Source organism: Halomicronema sp. CCY15110, from assembly GCF_016888165.1.
In the GTDB taxonomy this organism is placed as follows: Bacteria; Cyanobacteriota; Cyanobacteriia; order Phormidesmidales; family Phormidesmidaceae; genus Halomicronema.
Genome location: NZ_JACSWC010000441.1, coordinates 41,976 through 63,014, shown reverse-complemented (window position 1 = coordinate 63,014; position 21,039 = coordinate 41,976). Strand labels below are relative to the sequence as shown.

The window sequence follows — 21,039 nt, the reverse complement described above, 5'->3', positions numbered from 1 at the left end:
CGGGCTTCGACTTCGCTCAGCCCTCAACGCCTTACCTGGCAAGCAATTTTGCTGATTGAGCGGAGTCGAAATCAGCCACCAGGGTACCGTTTAATTAGGTCTAGCTACTTACAACGGCCCTGTTGTTTGTTTTCTGAGGTCAATGAGCTCTGCTGAGGCTGCCAGGGCTCACCGCCGCGGGAATACCATGCCATCGTCACTGCCCATTGGGTGCGAAGTGTTTATCATGGAGAAGGTTAATAAAACGCAATATTGGCAACGCAGATGACGATGACGTGATCTGCGATCGCTGAGAAACTTATATGACCGACTCTTCCATCCAAAAAAGCAGCCTCCAGCAGTTCATTGAACGGCGTGTGTTGTTTGGCCAGGAGGCTTCTTTAGAACTCACCGCGATTTTGCTGGTGTATTTCGTCCAGGGCATTTTGGGCTTAGCGCGACTGGCGGTGAGCTTTTTTCTAAAGGATGATTTGGGGCTGACTCCCACCGAAGTAGCTGCCTTGACCGGGATTGCAGCGGCCCCCTGGACGATTAAGCCTTTGCTGGGGTTTATGTCCGATGGGTTTCCGATTTTGGGCTATCGGCGGCGACCTTACCTCATCCTGTCGGGGTTACTGGGGACGGCCTCTTGGCTCGCTATGGCCACGGTCGTAAACAGCGCTGGGATGGCGATCGCCGCCATTACCCTGAGTTCCCTGTCGGTGGCAGTGGGCGACGTGATTGTGGATTCCCTGGTAGTGGAGCGCGCTCGCTGGGAGTCGCAGAGTGATGCCGGGACTTTGCAATCGCTGGCCTGGGGATCGTCGGCTTTGGGCGGCATCATCACCGCTTATCTAGGGGGCCTGCTGCTGGAATATGTGGGGACGCGATCGGTGTTTGGCGTCACGGCCACGTTTCCCCTGATCGTTTCCCTAGTGGCCTGGTGGATTGCGGAAGATCCGGTCACGGAAACCTCGACCTGGCAGGTAATTGGCGGGCAAATCAAGCAACTTAAGGGGGCGATTAGCCAAAAAGTGATTTGGATGCCAGCCCTCTTTCTATTTCTCTGGCAAGCCACGCCGACGGCTGATTCGGCCTTCTTCTTTTTCACCACCAATGACTTAGGCTTTCAGCCAGAGTTTTTAGGGCGGGTGCGCCTGGTAACAAGTATCGCGGCTTTGTTGGGCGTCTGGATCTTTCAGCGCTTTTTGAAAGCCGTTCCCTTCCGCATTATTTTTGCCTGGTCAACGATGCTGTCAACCCTCCTAGGTTTTACCATGTTGCTGCTGGTGACCCATGCCAATCGGGCACTCGGCATTGGCGACGAGTGGTTTAGCCTGGGCGACAGTTTGATTTTGACGGTCATGGGCGAAATTTCGTTTATGCCCGTGCTAGTACTCTCGGCCCGCATCTGTCCGCCAGGAGTGGAGGCGACCCTGTTCGCCCTGCTGATGTCCATCGTCAATTTGGCGGGGCTGCTCTCCCATGAGTTTGGCGCTGTTTTGACGCATTGGCTGGGAGTGACTGAAACCAACTTTGATAATTTATGGCTGCTGGTGACGTTGACAAACCTGTCTACACTGCTGCCCCTGCCGCTGCTGTTTTTATTGCCCACGACGTCGTCCCAAGGCGAGGGCACGATCGCCTCTAGCACATCCTTGAAAACCATTCAGGCCGAGGTGTCTACTTCAGAAACCGAGGTCGGCTCACCTGTGACTATGCCCATTGGCGCAGTGGAGCCAGAACCGTGAGGTGAGCGATCGCCTTAACTGCTGAGCCCCGCTAAATAGTTATTACGTCAGTTTGGCGATCGCGGTTTCAACTCGACGCCCTGCCGACTTTGCCCATTCCCTTATCTCTTCTGCTATCCATCACTATTGAATCAACCATGCAAACTTTGCCTTCGCCTCAAAATGCCGATGCCAACGCCGTTCTTTCCTTTGATATGGATGACTGGCGCAGCGGCTATCGATCCCAGCCCGAAGAATTTGCCTACTGGATTGACGACATTGAGGGCACTATTCCTGCTGACCTCGAAGGTACTCTCTTTCGTAACGGGCCGGGACTGCTCGATATCCACGGTCATCGCCTCAAACATCCCTTTGATGGCGACGGCATGATCAGCAGCATCGCCGTCAAAGAGGGGCGAGCGTATTATCGCAACCGTTTTGTGCGGACCGAGGGCTATGTCGCGGAGCAGTCCGCAGGTAAGCCGCTGTATCGCGGCGTGTTTGGCACCCAAAAGCCCGGTGGCTGGTTAGCGAATCTATTTGATCTCAGGCTCAAAAACATTGCCAATACCCATGTGATTTACTGGGGCGGCAAATTATTAGCGCTCTGGGAAGCAGCTGAGCCCCATCGCCTCGACCCGGCCACTTTAGAGACTCTGGGACTTGACGATTTAGATGGATTACTGGAACCCGGTGATGCGTTTGCGGCTCACCCAAAAATCGATCCCGGCAATCCACCTCAAGGCCAAGCCCCGCGACTGGTGAACTTTTCGATTAAGACCGGGCTGTCCAGCACGATTCGTATCCATGAGTTTGCCCCGTCGGGCGATCGCGTGAAGTCTTATCAGCGCAGCATTCCCGGCTTTGCGTTTATGCACGACTGCATGATTACGCCGAACTACGTCATCTTTTTCCAGAACCCGGTGAGCTTCAATCCTTTTCCATTCATCTTGGGGCGCAAGGGGGCGGGCGAATGTGTGGAATTTAATCCCAAAGCTAAAACCAACATTATTTTGATTCCCCGTCACGGCGATGCGCCGCTCAAGTCCATTGAAGCCCCGGCGGGCTTTGTCTTTCACCATGCCAATGCGTTTGAACAGGACGGCAAGGTGTTTGTGGATTCGATTGTCTATCAGGATTTTCCCACGCTAGATGAAGGGATGACGTTCAAGGATGTCGATTTTTCCCAAGTGCCGGAAGGCCAGCTGTGGCGCTTTGAGTTGGATCTAACGGCTGAAACAAGTGAGGCGACCTGTTTGATCAATCGCGGATGTGAATTTCCAGCACTGCACCCGGACCGCGTTGGCCAGTCGTATCGCTATTTGTACATCGGTGCAACCCATAGTCCGCAGGGCAATGCGCCCCTCCAAGCCTTACTCAAGCACGATTTAGTGACTGGTGAAGAACAACTATGGAGTGAAGCCCCGCGAGGCTTTATGAGCGAACCTGTCTTTGTGTCTCGACCCCAAGGTCAAGCGGAAGATGATGGCTGGCTGCTGGTATTGACCTACAACGCAGCAAGGCGCTGTTCTGACCTAATTATTTTGGATGCGCGAGATATTCGTCCTGGCCCGATCGCGCGGCTGAAGCTCCAGCACCATGTCCCCTATGGCTTACATGGCAGTTTTGTCCCTGAATATTTTGGCCCAGCTACTGCCGTTTGATAGGGGGCGTGAGCGGTATTATGTGGTCACGGAATTCAACGGTCATCAATCAAGCTGCCAAGTCATGAAGAAGGCCCATCGCGTTATCTCTGAAGCCGATTGCCGATAATCGGCAATAAACACTATTCGCCCGGGTCTTTGCAGGTTTGGCTCTTGTGGCGACAGGGCCATGTCATATTTGAGAAGATACAACTTTCTCTGCTTACCAAGCAGTGGTCATAGTAAGTCCATACGTAATGAAAAAACACAGTTCATCATGGCAGAGTCGTAGTTTCAGCCACGTGCCTTTGAGACTGATTTTTCTTGATGACTTATCTAAAAATAGAGAAGGTTCACGCCAAATTGCTGTCGTCGCCAACTCATATTGCCCATTCAATCAGCCCTCTTCTTCTCTATAAGAGAAATCAAGACAATCAGATTATCTACTGCACCTCATACATTTTTGTGTGGCTATGGGGCAACAACAATCAAGTGATCTCCTCATACTGACACTCAGCTGTACACCTCACAGGCAAGAGAACACTGTGCATCTCAGGGAAGATCTGTTCGCCATTAACACTTACCGAGCATTACTTTTGTTTGATAGAGGATCCAAAGTAATAAAGAATCACTTAAGATGGTTTCATCTGATACTTGACTCTAATTTGAACTCTAAATGAAGGTGTCAGTTGCATGACTTTAAATTCCAGCAGTTTCCTTCCCATTGACTTAATGTGGGTCACAGTTTAGACAAACTCTTGTAATCCTACTTTTGAGTTGTAAGATGACATAATTTCACACAAACTCAGCGTGAGTCTAAATTCTTGTAACTTATTTCCCAAGCCCAGATGCTTTTATTCATTGTTCCCCTAAAAAGTAAAGAATCCTCCAGTTCTTGGCCTTTAACCTGTCAGCTTTTAGAAAGATGTCTGCGCTCAATTTGCAATCAGACAGACCCTCACTTTAAGGTGCTAGTGGTTTGCAACAAAAAGCCAGAAATTCCGTATTCTCACCCTCAGATTGAATATCTAGAAGTCAGCCTAAAAATTCCCAAAACTTACGAAGAAAAATCATTTGACAAAAGCAAAAAAACGATTTTAGGCCTAGTGTACTCACAAAAATTTTCTGTAGATCATGTCATGATTGTTGATGCTGATGATTGTGTCAGTAATCGCATTACAGCTTTTGTGAATAACCACACAGATGCAAACGGCTGGATTCTCAAAAATGGATATATTTACAAGGAAAATGATCTTGTAATGCGTCATGAAAGATTGAGGTTTAATCAACTTTGTGGTTCTTGTAATATCTTGAAGTTTGAGCTATGGCCCTTGCCTGAAAGCAAGGAAAAATTCTCAGATGAGCTGATTTACTTTTACAGTGGTTTCAATCACGGGAATATCAAGGACTTCTTTAAAGATAAAGGTAAAAACCTAGAAGTGTTACCATTTCCAGGAGTTATTTATGTTATCGGGAATGGTGAAAATATATACCAAAATGATTTTTCAAAAATCAATGGATCGCATCAAGGAAAATTTCTATTTCATGTCAAGCAACTGAGGAAAATTCGGCCTTTGCTGCCATCTGCAAGGCAAGAATTTGGGCTCTATGCTATACCCGAAAAATTGAATCGCGTCTAGCTTTATTTCCTAAATTATCTGTTTACTAATCGTGCTTTCAACATGCTAAAAGGGCTAATAAATGTGCCTAACCTATAAGTCAACTCTATTTTTTTAGAGATCTGTTCTTCATTTTTCTTTTTTGGGAAAGGTAGTGCATAACTAGTTAGTTTATATAAGTCGTACAGAATATGCAGAGGTGTGAGCAGAATGTTCTGCCATAAAGTGTAACGGGCAACTCGGATATGATGCCTACAGAGTCCAGTACCCCATGCAATTTTTAATAAGTATTCTTCTTCAAGTCGCGTACTTGGAATGTCGTGGTCCATTTCCATTTCTGGGTTGTACCAAATTTCCCAGCCGATCTTTTGAATATGGACGATGGCTTCAAGATCTTCCCCGCCAATTAATGAGGCTCCTATCCTTCCAGACAAAGAAAGACGATCTGGCACATGCTTCAGCCATATTTCTTTTTTCACTACTAAGCCTGCACCGGGTGGTAACATTCGTCTTTCTGGTAAATATTGAAAGGGCTTCCGTCCTTTTTCGACGACTGCTAACAAGTGTTTGACTTTATTTAAGTATGATGGCGGCGATGCCCCAAATTTTCCGTGAATTTGACCTCCGAAAGCCCCGACCTGAGGATGTGTTTCCGCAAACGAAATAGCTCTATTAACCCAATTCGGGAACAATAAGTTATCGTCATCTACAAAAGCCACTAAATCTGCAACAGCTTCCTTTAAAGCTCTTGTTCTCGCAAAAGCAAGCCCTTGTTTTTGTTCGGCCACATATCTCACATTGCAAATTCCCTGAAAGGCTAACTGGTGCTCTTGCACGACCTTAGGAGTACTGTCTTTACTTGCATTATCAACTATTAAGATTTCCCAGTCTTCTGGTGTTACATCCGTTTGTTTTGCTAAACACTCGAAAACCTTTGGCAAACGTGACTCGCCGTTATATGTACACACAGAGATGGTGATTTTGGTCATTCCTATTGCCTCTACATATTATTAGTTGGAATCTCGGTTTTGTAGAAACTACGACCTTTAGTAAGCTTTGGCGTTAAGGAAATATGTGTCGCTCTAGACATTCTAAACGTAGATACAGCGGTTCCTGAGTCTGTGAGGTACAGTTCAAGTCTTGAAGTCCTTTTCACGCTTGAGTTTCAGCTCTAAATTAGTACCTCACCCAGCGGGAAACGCTATAGAGTTTCTCCAAAAAATTGGGCTGCTGCTCGCACAAGAAAGACTACGCTTGGCATCCTTTATGTAAAAGATGTCAAGCGTAGTCTTATAAGCGGGAACAATCTCGGGACGATTGCATTTCGAGTGAAGAGATTGCCACAGGGATTTAGCTTCTATCGTATCCCAGGCGATTCAAATCCCACAACGTTTTCTGCTCGGTCGAGGTGCGAATGTAGAGCAATTTTTGTTAAGAATAGTAAATCCCAGGCTAGGAACAACACCAGAGTAAGTGGTGGGTCCTAGCCGTGTAAGGACGTATTTGAATGATTGACCAAGTATCCGATATTACCAAGCATGATGTTTAGTTTGCTTGGCAGACGATAGCTATATGCTCTGCCTCTACGTCATCTGTGGGTGGGGGCGGGGCCTTGGAAATAGTTAACTAAGGCGATCGCTAACCCACCAAGTAAGCCATAAACGGCCATCGCTACCAGGATGTTTAAGTCAAAAATGCGTGAGGCATCCGAGTTTGTGGGACTGATAAACAAGGTGGAAAAAGGTCTCATGAACGGAGCCGACAAATTCATCATGAAGCTAGCGAACATATTGTCCAAATTGGCGAGCGATATTCGCAGTAAAAAGCGAATCGCCAACAAAATTTCTAGCGCTCCAACGAGCAAAGCAATCGAGTTACGGATCCAAGCTAGGGTGCGATAGCGATTAGCGGCTTTTAATCGCTGCTTTTCTTGCTGCAGGTGTAGCGCTTCACGTTCTTGTTGCAGTTTTTGTCGTTGTTCGCGTTCAGCAGAGTTTTGGGGACCATTGGGGGGCTGATTCATGATGCTTTATAAGAAGTGTAATGATTGACAAATGGATTGAATTTGAGCGTTAGTCGATTTGATATTAGCGGAGAACATGTCATCGGTAGTCGCCATAAACGGTTTCTAGTAGCACTTTTCGAGTGCCGCCGCTTTTCAAGTACCGCTGCTTGCGCCATGGTTCTACTCACAGGGCTTTTGACAGTGTCGAGACGAGGGCTGAGCGAAGCTGCAGTCCAGATTGATGGATCACTTGGGCGGCTGATCGCACATAAGTTCGTGCCCTGCGTCATCCCATATCTTCAAGAAACTCAAGTGACTAAGGAGCAGCGATATATTCACCAGCATAAGAATTCTAGGGGACGCCATCGGATTTTTTAGGGTTTCTCTACATTCCCAGGAAACCGAGGGCCTGCTTTAGTCACGGGTTGATGCCGGGGGCTGTGTGGGCGATCGCCAGCGGGTGATTTCTTGGCCCAATTGCTCGAATTCAGTGGAGGCTTCGATCGCTGATTTCCCGGCCAAATCAAAGACTGTGGCCCGTTGCCCAAAGGTATCAGCTACGACTTGGCGCTGGTGAATGATGGTTTCAAAGGTTGGCACTTTGGCTTTTTTGAGAATGGCGATCGCTTCCTCCTTGAGGCGAGTACCCTTCACCGCTCGCGATAGCAACACCCGGGCGTCAGGGAGACCTTGGCGGGCTTTACGAATTTTCCAGGCGAGACGAATGGCATCTGCCGCGCTGCGCAAATCGACGCCCGTGGGCTGGCAAGGAATAATCGCCAGATCGGCACAGGCCAGGATCGCTTTAGTGGCATCGGACAAGCCCGCTGGCCCATCGATAATGCAGTAGTCATATTGCGGGGCAAGGTTGGGTACCTGCTGGCGCAATGCTTGCGATGATTGGACGACCTGATAGGGAATCTGAACGTCGATCAGTCCCTTAAGCCAGATCGAAGACGATCGCTGGGCATCGGCATCAATCACGCAGACGGTGTGCCCCTGACGCTGGAGCCAATAGGCCAAATGCACTGAAGTGGTGCTCTTGGCACATCCCCCTTTTTGATTGACTACGGCCAAAATCGTCACGGACTCACCACTCGCTAGATGCTGCATATGTACTGCATTATGTGGGGCGATCGCAATATTCAGGTCAACGAATCGTCGCAGTCAGCATGTCGCTGACTGGCTGGGGCCTGACTCAGCCACTGAACTGTGCGACCGTGTCTAGACTGATCTCTGAGCTAAACGGGGAAAACCCTAGTGGGCATGGCAAAATTAGCTGTACTTTGGCCGCCGCCGCCCGCTTACCATCGATATTAGTTATTGAACGTGCTCGATTAATTGTGAGAATTTTGTTTGTGATTACCCGCGCCGATACCGTGGGCGGGGCTCAGGTGCATGTGCGGGATCTGGCGCAAGCCTTGATACGCGATCGCCACCAAGTCTTAGTCGTGACCGGACAAGCGGGCGACTATACCCAAACGTTGATCGAGCGGGGGATTCCACAAACGTCCATTGCTCACTTTGGTCGAGCCATCAATCCGTTGCCTGATGTCCAAACCCTCTGGACGCTGCGGCAGATTATGCGCACCTTCCAGCCGGATCTGGTGAGCACCCACTCTAGCAAGGCGGGGCTACTGGGCCGCCTCGCCAGTCGATTCAACCGGGTGCCCTGCCTGTTCACCGCCCATGGCTGGGCGTTTACCCCCGGTGTGCCGGCTCGACGGCGACAACTCTATCGGGCCATTGAGCGATTGGCAGAACCCTGGGCCGCCAAAATCATTTGCGTCTCTGAATACGATCGCCAACTCGGCCTCCAGTGCGGCATGAGTGCCCACCGCCTGATCACCGTGCATAACGGCATGCCCCAAGTGGCGAATCAGTACCGGGCTGAGCCCAGTCGCAGTGAACCGGTCGTGATGACGATGGTGGCCCGGTTTGATCAGCAAAAAGATCATGGCACCCTGATTCGGGCACTGGTTGGGGTTCCCGGTCTCCAACTCAACCTAATTGGGGATGGCCCCACGTTGCCGACGATGCAAGCGCTCGTAGCGGACTTAGGGCTGACATCGCAGGTGAAATTTCTCGGCTTTCGCGCCGATATTGCCGCCTGTCTCGCCGAATCTCAGATTTTCGTGCTCATTTCTCATTGGGAAGGCTTTCCTCGCACCATCATCGAAGCCATGCGGGCGGGGCTGCCAGTAGTCGCCACCCAAGTGGGCGGCGTTGCCGAAGCGGTACTGGATGGGGTGACGGGGTTTTGCATTCCCCCTGAGGATGAGACAATGCTGCGGCAGCGGTTGCAGCAGCTCATGCAAGCTGCCTCGTTACGGCAAGACATGGGGGCGGCTGGTCGCCAGCGATATCAAACACAATTTACGTTTGAGCGGATGTATACCGAAACGTATCAAGTTTATGAATCTGTATTGTCAGGCAGTGGGGCCACTTCATGAAGACGCCGCTGCTGCTGACGGGGGGCACTGGCTTCATGGGGCAATTGCTGGTGCAGGCTCTGGGTCGCGAAGTGCCGGAGCAAGCGATCGTCTGTGTGACTCGGTCAGCTGACGGCCATGAACAATTGCGGGCGTTGCACCCGCAGCTCACGTTTGTGATGGGGGATACCGCGATCGCGAGCAGTTGGGACGCCGCCCTTATCCAATATCAACCGGAAACCGTCATGCATTTGGTGCAACTGCGGCAGGTGCCGACCCTGTTAGCCAGTTTGCAGCGCGCTCAGTTGACCCCGCGCCTCATCATCATTGGGACGACGGGCGTGTACTCTCGCTACAACCAATATTCCCAGGAATATCGCGAAGCGGAAGCGGGTTTGCAGCGGTATGGCGGGGCCTATTGTTTGTTCCGCCCCACCATGATTTATGGCTCCCCCCGAGACAAAAACTTGCATAAGCTCATTCGGTTTTGCGATCGCTACGGGGGCTTTCCGGTCTTCGGGTCGGGACAGAGCTTATTGCAACCCGTCCATGCCGGTGATTTGGCCCAAGCCCTGCTAACCGCTTACTTAAATCCAGACATCACCGGAGGGTACGATCTCAGCGGCGGTAGCGTCGTTAGCTTTTTGGAATTACTAGCCCTCGTCGAAAAACTTTTGCAGAAGCCCGTGCGCCCGCTCAAAATTCCCTACAATCTGGGCGTATGGTCAGCCACCCTACTGGAATCGGTACTGGGGCGGCGATCGCCCGTGCGACGCGAACAAATTTTGCGCTTGCAGGAAGATAAGGCCTATTCCCATGACGCAGCGACCGCAGCCTTTGGCTATCAGCCGCGATCGCTCGAAGCGGGTCTGACCGAAGAAGTCGAATTGCTGCGAGCCTCAGGACTCATCAAACCGTCAGGCAAAACATGATCGGGATCTTGCTATCTATCGGTGTTAGTGGCAGCGCCGCCTGGGCGTTGACCGGATGGTTGCGCCAGCGCTTTCGTCAGAACTGGTTAGATGTGCCCAACGATCGCAGTTCCCACACGCAACCGACGCCACGCGGGGGGGGCTTGGGTTTCTGTGTCGCCTTCCTCGGTAGCATGCTTCTGGCTTGGTTGGGACATCTGCTGTGGCCGCTGCTATTTGCCCCGTTAAGCCCCCCACCGCTAGCAGTGGCGGCGGTCATGCTGCCACTGGCGATCGTCGGGCTGGTGGATGATCGCTACAACCTGTCGGCGAAAATTCGTTACGCGGTGCAATTAGGATCAGCGGCGATCGCCCTCCTCTGTTTTGGCCCCCTGCCCCCACCGGACTTTTCCCTGACGCCACTGCCGGGAATTTTGCTGGGCAGCATCACCCTCATTGGCTTTACGGCGTTGGTCAATTTCTACAACTTTATGGATGGGTTGGATGGCTTGGTGGCGAGTGTCACCGCTGCCCAGTTGGCATTTCTGGCGGTGTATTTGCAACAACCGCTGTGGTGGCTGATGGTGGCGGCATTGTTGGGCTTTCTCAGGTGGAACTGGTCGCCCGCCAAAATCTTTATGGGGGACGTGGGTAGTACGGTGTTGGGGGCCTGTGTGGCGATCGCGCTGATTGCCCCCACGGCTGATCCCACACGAAGTTGGTCAGCGATCGCCATTACCTTACCCCTCACCGCCGATGCGGTTTACACCCTAAGCCGTCGTTTACTCAAGGGCGAAAATATCTTTCAGGCCCACCGCACCCACCTGTACCAACGCTTGCAGCAATCAGGCTGGAGTCATCGCCAGGTCGCGGGCACGTATCTCGGCTATACCGCGATCGTTGCGGGCTTAATCTGGTTCGGCCAAGGCATGGGCAGTCTCGCGGCGGCGGGCTTGAGTGGATTGCTGATTTTATTGGGTGAGCGCTATCTGCAACGGCAACCGAAACCCGCCGAACCTGCCAGTTCGTGAACGGCAGCCGCTAGGCTGACGACAGCTCGCTACACCATGCCCCCCCGGCTAAATGCACGGTGGCAAGTCTTCTAAGATCAACAATCAGCGAGCGAGCGACGATCACGCAAACCTGGGACATGACTGGCAACCAACTGATTTCTCAACTCAAACAGCACATTGATGGGCTGTGGCTACCGAGCGAAACTGAAGCCCCGTGGACAGTGCCCACTTGGACGCTGACGACGGGCGACCCAGCCGAGCTGTTGCAGGTTTTGCGACGCCCGACTCAAACGCCAGTGGCAGAAATCGCCTTACCCACTTTGATGGCGCAAGTGCAGCGCCGCTGTCAGGGCTATGGCGAAGCGGGCAAGGCGATCGCTCAACGCCATCGGGATTTGTTTGAGTTCTTGGAAACAACGGGTGATCGCTGGCGGGTGTTTCGGGTGGGCGAGGTCACGGTGAATATTGTGGTCGTTGGGGAGACGGCGGCGGGCTATGTGGCGTTGCAGACGCAGAGTGTGGAGACGTGAGCCCGAGAGTGGCAGGGTGCGAGGGTGTGAGGGTGTGAGGGTGTGAGGGTGACTGAACACGGGGGCTAGAAACGGTGCCCACTTTGGGTCATGCTATTAGCGCACGCAATTCCAGTTGGGAGATCACTGATGGCAGAGATGGATCCGGTTAAGTTGATGAAGCAAGAGGTGGGCAGAGCCGCTGCCGCCAAAGTGAAATCAGATACGGTGGTGGGCTTGGGCACAGGGTCAACCACGGCCTTTGCGATTCAGTTTTTGGGCGATCGCCTCGCGTCTGGAGACCTCAAAAATATTAAAGGTGTGCCGACTTCGTTTCAGGCGTCGGTGTTAGCAAAAAAGTATGGCATTCCGCTGACGACGCTGGACGAGGTGGACAAGATTGATATTGCGATCGACGGAGCGGATGAAGTCGATCCCCAGTTCAACCTGATCAAGGGCGGCGGGGCGGCGCACACCCGCGAAAAAATTGTGGATGGCTTGGCCGAACAATTCATCGTGGTGGTGGATAGCTCCAAATTGGTGGAAAAGTTGGGATCGACTTTTGCGTTGCCCGTCGAGGTGCTGCCGATGGCGGTCGCCCCTGTGACCCGCGCCTTGACTGCGTTGGGCGCATCGGTAGACCTGCGCATGGGCGTCAAGAAGGATGGCCCCGTGATTACGGATCAGGGCAACATGGTGTTGGATGCCAAATTTGACGCGATCGCCAATCCGGCGGAGATGGAAGCCCACATCAACAACATTCCGGGTGTGTTGGAGAACGGTCTGTTTGTCGGCGTCGCAACGGAAGTGCTGGTCGGCGAAGTCAAAGACGGCCAAGCTTCGGTACGTAGCCTGTAGCTAGCGTGCTCGATTAGTGGGTGAGGACGACTGGGTTGACTGTTTGCCCTCACCCGCCATCGTGAATCTCGTTACGATAAATTCAATCAATTTACCCGATCACTTGATTTCTCCAGAATGATGCAATATCGACGCTTTGGCCGCACGGAACTCCAGATGCCGGTATTTTCTTGTGGAGGAATGCGCTACCAACACGCCTGGAACGATGTGCCGGAGTCGCAAATTCCCCGCAAGAATCAAGAAAACTTGGCAGCCACCATTCAGCGATCGCTGGCCATCGGCATCAACCATATTGAAACGGCGCGCGGTTATGGCACCTCGGAAGTGCAGTTGGGCAAAGTTTTGCCGACCTTCCCCCGCGAGCAACTCATCGTGCAAACCAAGGTATCGCCCAAGCCCGATGCCAAAGAGTTCCGCATGACCCTGAAACAGTCATTGCAGAATTTGCAGTTGGACTACATTGACCTACTGGGCATCCACGGCATCAATACCCCTGAGACGTTGGCATGGGCCATTCGCCCCGGTGGCTGTCTGGACGAAGCTCGCCAGCTGCAAAAGCAAGGCCGCATTCGCCACATTGGCTTTTCGACCCACGGCCCCACTCAGGTGATTGTCGATGCCATCAACACGGGCGAGTTCGACTATGTGAACCTGCACTGGTACTACATCAATCAGGACAATTGGCCCGCGATCGCCGCCGCCACGCAGCAAGACATGGGCGTTTTCATCATCAGCCCGACAGATAAAGGGGGGCATCTGTACAATCCGCCCCCAAAGCTGGTGGATTTGTGCGCGCCGCTGAGTCCCATCGTGTTCAACGATTTGTTTTGCCTCAGCCATCCCCAAGTCCACACCCTGAGTTTGGGGGCCGCCCAACCCACCGATTTTGACGAACATCTGAAAGTGCTGCCCCTGCTAGCGGATGCAGATACCATCTTGCCCCCGATCTTGCAGCGGTTAGAACAAGCTGCCATTGACGCACTGGGGGCCGACTGGTTGCGCACCTGGAAGTTGGGACTCCCCAGCCCTGAGCAAACGCCAGGGAACATCAACATTCCGATCATTCTCTGGCTGCGCAATCTGCTCGAAGCCTTTGACCTGCAGGAATATGCCGAAGCGCGATACAACCTGTTGGGCAACGGTGGGCACTGGTTTCCTGGCAACCAGGCAGACAAGCTTGATGAGGTCGATCTGCGGGGTGCGATCGCCCAAAGTCCCCACGCCGAAAAAATTCCGGCTTTCTTAGCCGAGACCCACCAACGACTCCAGGGCAAAGCCATCCAGCGGCTATCCAGTTCTTAGTCGGTGGGTGTCATCAGTAGTGAGCCCCCAACGGAATGCGCGATGTTCACACTAAATGCTCAGCATTGTTGGCATTGAATTATTACGCCAGAGCCTCGTTCCCCAAGGGGCGCGACAGGCAGAGACTTTGTGCAGTTGCCGTCGCCTCGAAAATTGAGGTTGCTGAAGATTGCCGAGGCGTCCCCGCGAAAGCCCCCTGAGAGAGGAACCCTTAAGGTTTAATGTAAGAGACATCACAATATCCTAGAACGACTGTGATGGCCTTTAGGGAAGTCACCTGTTTCTATTCCTTTACATCCGCCTGATCTTAAAAAACGCCCGACTGAATCTGTCCTGATGAAAGAACTGCTTTATTTAGAGGTGCCCACCCCCGATACGCTGTCGGTACGGGCCTGGCTACAGGAACAATGGCAATCCTCCCGAGGGACGGCGATCGCGACCGTTGACGGGGTGCGGCTTGAGTTTGGTTCTCAGGCTGATCCCGCCGCTCTGCCCTCGGCTCTGTCCGTGTTTGTGTGGTCATTGCAGCGCACCACCTATCTGAAGGTCTTTCGTTGGGGCGATCGCGCGATCCCGCAAGAAGCGTCCCTGCTCAAGCAATTAGAGCGATCGATCCGCATCGCTTTTCCGCCGACTTATCCCGAGTTGCCCCCCTTCAACCCCGCTGAGGAGACGATCTTCGCAGCGTTGACGCCCCATTTCCCAAAAACAGTTCAATATTTCCAGCGGATGCCCAATGGCGAAGCTGATTTGCAACGGGTCTATTGGTGGGAACAACGGTGGCGCGACAGCGTGCGATCGCCCAAAACGCCGAAACAAGTAATTTTCCGCAGTGCCGAACTCGAAGCAGCGTCCGCTGGTGACGCGGAATCGTTTGACCTGATCTATGTCGGCGGCGCTCTGGGCGTCATTCATGCTGCCGTCATGGCGAATCTGGGTTATCGGGTGTTGCTGATCGAGCGATTGCCCTTTGGCCGCATGAATCGCGAGTGGAATATTTCTCGGCAAGAATTTCAGAGTCTAATTGATCTCGGACTCTTTACGGAAGAGGAGTTCGAAGCGCTCATTGCCCGTGAATACGAAGACGGGTTCAACAAGTTTTTTGACGCGAATAACCCGACAGTGGCGAAATCACCCGTGTTGCATACGCCGACGGTGCTCAACATTGCCCTCAATTCGGAAGCGCTGCTGAAACGCTGCGGCGAAAAGCTGCTCGCGGCGGGAGGCACCATCTGGGATGAAACGGACTTTGAACAGGCGCACGTCAGCGAGCAGGCCGTCGCCGTCGAAACTCGGCACCGCTCGACGGGGGAGGCGAGAACGATCCAGGGGCGCTTGCTCATCGATGCCATGGGCACGGCATCGCCCATCGCCTGGCAGCTCAATCATGGTCGCGCCTTTGATAGCGTCTGTCCCACTGTGGGGGCCTGTATTTCCGGCGGCTTTGCCCCTGCCGTCTGGGATTCCACCTACGGGGATGTTTTGTTTAGCCACGGTGATATTTCGCGCGGGCGGCAATTGATTTGGGAGCTATTCCCGGCCCAGGGTGATGAGGTGACGATTTATCTGTTCCACTATCACCAAGTCAACTCTGAGAACCCCGGCTCACTGCTGACGATGTACGAAGACTTTTTCCATATCCTGCCGGAATATCGGCGGTGCAGTCTGGACAAACTCACTTGGCGCAAGCCCACCTTTGGCTACATTCCCGGTTACTTTGCCCAAGGTAAGGACGATCGCACCGTCGCGTTTGATCGGTTAGTGGCGATCGGCGATGCCGCCTCGCTACAGTCGCCACTCGTGTTCACCGGCTTTGGGTCGCTGATTAGAAATCTGCCCCGACTGACCCACCTCCTCGACCTAGCCCTGCGGCACGATCTGCTCAAAGCTCAGCATCTAAACCAAATTCGCGCCTTTCAAAGCAATGTCGCGATTACCTGGCTCTTTTCCAAAGGCATGATGGTGCCGACGGGGGAAGCGATTCCACCCGCCCGCATTAATTCCATGCTCAATACCTTTTTTGGGATTTTGGCAGGAGAGGACGCTGAAGTTGCCGATCGCTTCATCAAAGATCGCGCCACCTGGAGCGAATTCAACCGCATGGCCCTCACCGCCGCCACCAAAAACCCGGCACTGCTGTGGTGGATTTGGCAACTTGCAGGTGCTAATGATCTTCTGCGCTGGATGGCCAGCTATCTCAACTACACCTGGCAAACCTTCATTCTGTGGCTGTTTAGCTGGTTTCCCACCTGGCTCAGCGGCAATGAACAATGGCTAGAACAAGTCAGCCCAAGTCTGTTCTTTTGGATGATGGCTCAGAGCTACCATCTTACCTACGGCATGGGGACGCCGCCGCCAAGCCAACGCATCAAGATTCACCCTCAGCTTCTCCCAGAGGACGAACCGTTGAGTAGTCGTCAGCCCAAGCAGCCGCCCCGGGCCCCGATAAATCGCAGTGCAGTACCGCAGTCTGATTAAGCAGGATTCATCCTGAGACTGTGAGGAGCAATCACTCGTCGGCAGACTCTGACACGTCCGTTTGGGCTTGCCCCCCATCCAGGCGAATAGGCCCTGGTTTGATGGGTTTTAGGCACCCTGAATTCATCGCGAAAATTGCGAGTAACCTTCAACAGTTGCCCTTGCGAAGGACACATTACCTAAGGCCGAGATGGTGATGGCGGCAATGGCTCTCCAAAAGGCAGCGGGCCGCTACCCTGAGGAATGGACGGTGGCGGCGGAATGGACGGTAGTTCACGCTCCTGCAGGGCTTCAGTGGCTGCTTCAGACGCCGCTTCGTCAGGAGTCAAAAAAGGTGGAGCCGCGATCGCTGCTGTCGTCACCCTTTCAGACCGAGGCGCAACATTAGACGGCACTGATGGTGCTGACGGGGCCACTGCTCCCGTTGGCGGCCTGACGTCACTGGGGGCGATCGCGCGATTCCCCGGCTCGCGCCAATGATCTGGCGGGGTGGGCAGCGTCGGCATGGCTAGCGAGTTGGCGGCCACCACCTCTGGAACCTCCCGGCGAGCCGTCTCCGCGACGGGTGGGCGGATGGTCGATTCCACTGGCAACCCCTCAGCGCGCGCGGTTTCTACGCCTGGCGGGCGAATGGATGATTCCACCGGCAGCGTCTCACTGGAAGTAGCGGTGGCTACCGGGGGGCGGACGGTTGATGCCGCAGGTAACCCCTCAGCACGAGCCGTCGGCGTAACGGGGGGGCGGATAGATGATTCCGCAGGTAAGGCTTCCGGGCCAGTCGCGGTGGCGACAGGCGGGCGAATGGTTGATTCCGGCGGCAAGGTAGTCGCCACAGACGAAGACTCAGTGGGGCGACTAGGCGAGCTCGGCGGACGCACTTGATCAGGCGCAATGCCGCCTACGGTGGCTACAGGAGCGGCCGTCGGTGGCGGGGCCACACTCGGGCGACTGGCAGGCGGGTTTGTCACCACTGGGGGCGCAGCCGGAGCACTGGCGCTACCGGGGGGACGCACTTGATTCGCCGCGCTGGCAGTGGATGACGGTGACGGTGGATTCGGCTGGGGGGCGACGCTGGTCGGCGCGGCGGGCACCGTGGCCAACGGTGGCACCGCAACGGCGGGAGCAGGCGTGCTGTCGGCCTCTGCCAACGACGGTACTGAGACGGTCGATGACGGTCCCGTCGCAACGGGATTTAGGGGCAGTTCTGCGGGGGGCTGGTCACTCAGGTCGTCGTTGATAGCTCCCGCCAAGACCGCTGCATCCGTACTCGCACCAGCCAGCGGATCGGGACCGGTCGGCAAAGCTTGCACCGCTCCAGTCGTTGCCGACGTGGCAATATCTGGCAGCGACGGGGTTGCGAGTTGGGGGGCGGCGACGGGCTCGGCGGACGACTCGGGAATCGGCGTCACCGGTAGCTCGATCGCAGCAGTCTCGGCTTCAGCCGCGATCGCTCCCGCTTCAGTCGCCCCTTCATCACTGGCGGTTGCTGCGGCCAGTTCAGGGGATGTCGCCTCTGGGGCCTCGGTCATTGCGTCAGGTGCTGGCGTTTCTGCGATCGCAGGCGCGGGTTCCGCCACCCTCGTGGCTGGGGATGCGGACTCTGAAGCAGTTCCATCAGATGGTTCAGAGGGAACCGCGTTGCCTCCCCCAGGCGTCACCGCAATCGGTGCCGTTGGTGTATCTTGCAGCAGCGGTTGCAGCACCCACTCCGTTTGGCCGTTGCCTAAGTCTGTTGCCATCAACTCCGCATGGCGCGGATCGAGGCGGGTGTTGGGAGCCAATTCGAGGACGAGGCGCGAGCCTCCCGCCACCTCCGTCAGCCGAATGTTGCGCACCGCACCGCTATATTGCTCGGAAGCGGTGACGCTGCCCAAGGTGGTGTTGGGAATCTCCAAAACAATACGCGCTGGCTCAGCGAGCAAAAAGAAGTCAGGCGTCACACCATTCGGTAACGTCAGGCTAACCGCTTGACTCGCCGGATCAAACATCCAGTCGTTGAGGACGATCGCTCTGGCCGGGGCCACGATCGCCATTGGACTCATCATCCCCGCGATTGCGGTGGCGGATAAGGCCCAGGTGCCAAATCTAGATTTAGGATTTTGTCGGTTCCGGGGTTGCATGCGTTTTTCCCCACAGTTTCCCTTCCCCACAAGGATATGCGGATTTTCCACAAATGCAACCCTAATTTTTCATCACGCTAGATATAGTTGTCGTGGCTAAAAAATGGCAGGCTAAAAGCAACGTTGCAGTCATGGGCCACGCCAGCCCGCAAAGTTTGCCGTTTTGGAGTTACCAGCGCTGACGCTCTGTCCTCCCCAAAAGTTCCTGCCTGGTTCACAGCTCAGTCCGAGGACATGAGGGGGAAGGATGGAGCGATCGCCATCCAGTTCATTCTCCCAACACCGCCTCCATGAAGTGTTGCCAAGTGGCATTCGGTTGCCAAATCTTGGCTAAATCAGCCGCTGCCGCCGCTTGAGACACCCCTCTGAGCCGACGATACAGATACACAAAGGCGGAAACCCGCATATTCATCGCACAGTGGACGAACACTTTTTGCTCGCCATACTGGGACATCACGGTGGCAAATTGCTGAAAGTCCCGTAAAGTCGGGTGCTCCCACTCCACCGGAATCGGGCAATACGTCATCCCCTGCGCTTCCACCACGGCCTGCTCATCCGGCAGGGCATTGGTCGAGGTGGGCATGGCCAGATTGATCACGACGGCAAAGTCGGCCTGGGCGATCGCGGCAAACTGGTCAGCCGTTGGTTGTCCAGCGGTCGCCAAGCGATCGGAAATGGGCAAATAGTTGTAAATATCCGTCAGCATAAGGGAGCGCTATTCTATGAGCGTGACCGAGTCACCTACTTTTAACGGTTGTAACACTGAATTGGGCGACCGGCGGGTATTGACGGCGAGGCGATAGAAATGGTTAAAGCGCGATCGCGCCACCGCTGCGGGCAACGTCGCGGCCCGCTGGGCATTAAAGATTTTTTGAAAGCGCTGGGTGACATCGCCAGTTTGCGGATCGCGCGTCGGCACAACGCAGCGCTGACAGGGATTGATCCCCCAAAACGTGACCGCACCAATCTGAAACGGCACGGGCTCCCCCGATTCGGAAAATAGCCGATCTTCCCAAAAGGCAGGCACGCCACCGATCTCCAGGTTCGAGCGAAAGCGTCGCCGCGTTTCGGCCAAGCTCAGACCGTACCAGTCAGCCACAGTTTGCAGCGTCGCTGTACTAACCACCGTCGGCCCTGGGGAATCGGTGTCGTCTGGAAAGCCCATATCACCGTTGTATTGCAAGGTCACCGGTTGCCCCAAATAATCGCTACACCACGCTTCGAAGTCAGCGGTTTGCTCTCGGAGATGAAAGGTGGCAGCGGATGTGGGCTCATTGACCCAAACCGAAATCTGGCTGAGATCGCCTGAGAACTGCGATCGCACTCGATGAATGCTGGCAAACCGCTTGCCGTTAACGAATTTGCCCGAGGTATCCATCAGCGTGAAAATGCGATCGCTCTGCAATGCCCCACTCGCCAGCACCGCGATCGTGTCTACCGCCACGCCATCAAACGACTTCAGCGGATAAATATCAATCCGAGCAAGATAGGGAACCATCACCATACCTACCGAGTGTTAGAAATTGTCCCAGTTCATCGTTGTTTTCAAAGAACACGGACTGATTCAGTAAAAATGATTACCAACGTCAACTTGCCATGTAGCGCTCGAAGGTTTGTGTAAGGAGTCTATCAAGGCAACGCTCAAGACCTGGTAAGTACCATTCCGTGAGAATACGATTTTGCTGAAGGGTAGCGATAGATCTACCAAGACAAAATACACGTTATCTAAGTATTTCTCATGAAAACCTTTGCGAAACTCTCCGGTCTACTCTGTACGACTGTCGCTATTTGCTCCGTTGCTTCCACCGCCGCTGCTGACAACCTCGTCACCAATGGGGGGTTTGAAAATCCCAACCTGGCACCTGGCACCTGGTCTTGGTTCGATGAAGATACTGATGTTGAAGGTTGGAAACTGCTTAACGAAGACAGCACCATTGAGATTCGTAACAACGTTTCTGGCACAGCTTACGAAGGCAATCAATTTGCCGAAATCGACAGCCATCGTTATACAGCTAAAGCCGGTGAATCTATGGGCTTTTTCCAGGACATCATGACCACAGTTGGCAAAAAGTACAAGCTGTCTTTTGCCTTTGGGCCGCGTAACAACGTCAATGGTGACAACTTGTTCAAGGTCACCTTTGGCGACATGTGGAAAGAGATGGATGCTGGCAACAGCAATGGTGGTTGGCAACTGTTTAGCGACACTATTACTGCGACTTCAGATACCACCCGCCTACAGTTTGAACTTATGGGTAAATACGATACCCTCGGGGCCAATATCGATGATGTTCACGTGACTGCAGTCCCCGAGCCGTTCTCCCTGCTTGGCCTGGCGGCGATTGGCACAGTGGGCGCAGCAGGAATCGCTCGTAAGCGTCAAGCCGCACAAGGTTAAAGTCGCTGCGCAAAGACATCGCTGATTGAACAAAGCACGAAGGAG

General features: G+C 53.8%; 17 protein-coding genes. 11 read left to right on the top strand and 6 right to left on the bottom strand.

What is annotated here, in order from left to right; all coding sequences use genetic code 11:
- The first annotated feature begins 302 nt into the window (after positions 1-302).
- The 3 genes from JUK32_RS27070 (at position 303) to JUK32_RS27060 (ending at position 4,992) form a co-directional block, all read left to right on the top strand.
- Positions 303-1,730, top strand: a complete 1,428-nt coding sequence (locus tag JUK32_RS27070) for a folate/biopterin family MFS transporter (RefSeq protein WP_204142004.1) — start codon at positions 303-305, stop codon at positions 1,728-1,730.
- A 137-nt stretch (positions 1,731-1,867) separates the two neighbouring features.
- Complete coding sequence (locus JUK32_RS27065) at positions 1,868-3,373, top strand: carotenoid oxygenase family protein (protein WP_204142003.1); 1,506 nt, start codon at positions 1,868-1,870, stop codon at positions 3,371-3,373.
- 827 nt (positions 3,374-4,200) lie between these two features.
- Complete coding sequence (locus JUK32_RS27060) at positions 4,201-4,992, top strand: glycosyltransferase family A protein (protein WP_204142002.1); 792 nt, start codon at positions 4,201-4,203, stop codon at positions 4,990-4,992.
- Positions 4,993-5,006: 14 nt separating this feature from the next.
- Here the strand turns inward: JUK32_RS27060 and hpsE are convergent, their stop codons facing one another.
- The 3 genes from hpsE to JUK32_RS27045 all read right to left on the bottom strand — a co-directional run bounded on the left by hpsE (position 5,007) and on the right by JUK32_RS27045 (position 8,089).
- The gene (gene hpsE, locus JUK32_RS27055; RefSeq protein ID WP_204142001.1) at positions 5,007-5,960 is read right to left on the bottom strand and encodes a hormogonium polysaccharide biosynthesis glycosyltransferase HpsE; all 954 of its coding nucleotides are present in this window, start codon (positions 5,958-5,960) and stop codon (positions 5,007-5,009) included.
- Positions 5,961-6,559: 599 nt separating this feature from the next.
- On the bottom strand, positions 6,560-6,994 hold the full coding sequence (locus tag JUK32_RS27050) for a YggT family protein (protein WP_204142000.1): 435 nt from the start codon (positions 6,992-6,994) through the stop codon (positions 6,560-6,562).
- Between the two features lie 396 nt (positions 6,995-7,390).
- Complete coding sequence (locus tag JUK32_RS27045) at positions 7,391-8,089, bottom strand: AAA family ATPase (RefSeq protein ID WP_239113154.1); 699 nt, start codon at positions 8,087-8,089, stop codon at positions 7,391-7,393.
- Between the two features lie 107 nt (positions 8,090-8,196).
- Here JUK32_RS27045 and JUK32_RS27040 point away from each other — a divergent pair, with 107 nt between their 5' ends.
- The 7 genes from JUK32_RS27040 (at position 8,197) to JUK32_RS27010 (ending at position 16,479) form a co-directional block, all read left to right on the top strand.
- A complete protein-coding gene (locus JUK32_RS27040) occupies positions 8,197-9,429 on the top strand; it encodes a glycosyltransferase family 4 protein (RefSeq protein WP_204141999.1) in 1,233 nt (410 codons plus the stop codon).
- Positions 9,426-10,340, top strand: a complete 915-nt coding sequence (locus JUK32_RS27035; protein WP_204141998.1) for an NAD(P)-dependent oxidoreductase — start codon at positions 9,426-9,428, stop codon at positions 10,338-10,340. The genes JUK32_RS27040 and JUK32_RS27035 overlap by 4 nt, the downstream gene beginning before the upstream one ends.
- Positions 10,337-11,350, top strand: a complete 1,014-nt coding sequence (locus JUK32_RS27030) for a glycosyltransferase family 4 protein (RefSeq protein WP_204141997.1) — start codon at positions 10,337-10,339, stop codon at positions 11,348-11,350. The genes JUK32_RS27035 and JUK32_RS27030 overlap by 4 nt, the downstream gene beginning before the upstream one ends.
- Before the next feature lie 119 nt (positions 11,351-11,469).
- Positions 11,470-11,862, top strand: a complete 393-nt coding sequence (locus JUK32_RS27025) for a nuclease A inhibitor family protein (RefSeq protein WP_204141996.1) — start codon at positions 11,470-11,472, stop codon at positions 11,860-11,862.
- 129 nt (positions 11,863-11,991) lie between these two features.
- Positions 11,992-12,699 carry a ribose-5-phosphate isomerase RpiA gene (gene rpiA / locus JUK32_RS27020; RefSeq protein ID WP_204141995.1) on the top strand — a complete coding sequence of 236 codons (708 nt, stop codon included), beginning with the start codon at positions 11,992-11,994 and terminating at the stop codon, positions 12,697-12,699.
- 120 nt (positions 12,700-12,819) lie between these two features.
- Positions 12,820-14,001 carry an aldo/keto reductase gene (locus tag JUK32_RS27015; protein ID WP_204141994.1) on the top strand — a complete coding sequence of 394 codons (1,182 nt, stop codon included), beginning with the start codon at positions 12,820-12,822 and terminating at the stop codon, positions 13,999-14,001.
- 336 nt (positions 14,002-14,337) lie between these two features.
- Positions 14,338-16,479, top strand: a complete 2,142-nt coding sequence (locus JUK32_RS27010; RefSeq protein ID WP_204141993.1) for a flavin-dependent dehydrogenase — start codon at positions 14,338-14,340, stop codon at positions 16,477-16,479.
- A gap of 179 nt (positions 16,480-16,658) precedes the next feature.
- On the opposite strand, the gene JUK32_RS27005 is transcribed toward JUK32_RS27010, so the two are convergent.
- From JUK32_RS27005 to JUK32_RS26995, 3 genes are all read right to left on the bottom strand, one after another.
- Positions 16,659-18,599, bottom strand: a complete 1,941-nt coding sequence (locus JUK32_RS27005; RefSeq protein ID WP_204141992.1) for an AMIN domain-containing protein — start codon at positions 18,597-18,599, stop codon at positions 16,659-16,661.
- Between the two features lie 268 nt (positions 18,600-18,867).
- Positions 18,868-19,305, bottom strand: coding sequence for a protein tyrosine phosphatase family protein (locus JUK32_RS27000; RefSeq protein ID WP_204141991.1), 438 nt, complete (start codon positions 19,303-19,305; stop codon positions 18,868-18,870).
- A gap of 9 nt (positions 19,306-19,314) precedes the next feature.
- On the bottom strand, positions 19,315-20,097 hold the full coding sequence (locus tag JUK32_RS26995; RefSeq protein WP_204141990.1) for an MOSC domain-containing protein: 783 nt from the start codon (positions 20,095-20,097) through the stop codon (positions 19,315-19,317).
- Positions 20,098-20,337: 240 nt separating this feature from the next.
- Here JUK32_RS26995 and JUK32_RS26990 point away from each other — a divergent pair, with 240 nt between their 5' ends.
- Entirely contained in the window at positions 20,338-20,994 is a 657-nt protein-coding gene (locus JUK32_RS26990) for a PEP-CTERM sorting domain-containing protein (RefSeq protein ID WP_204141989.1), read from the top strand.
- The last annotated feature ends 45 nt before the right edge of the window (positions 20,995-21,039 follow it).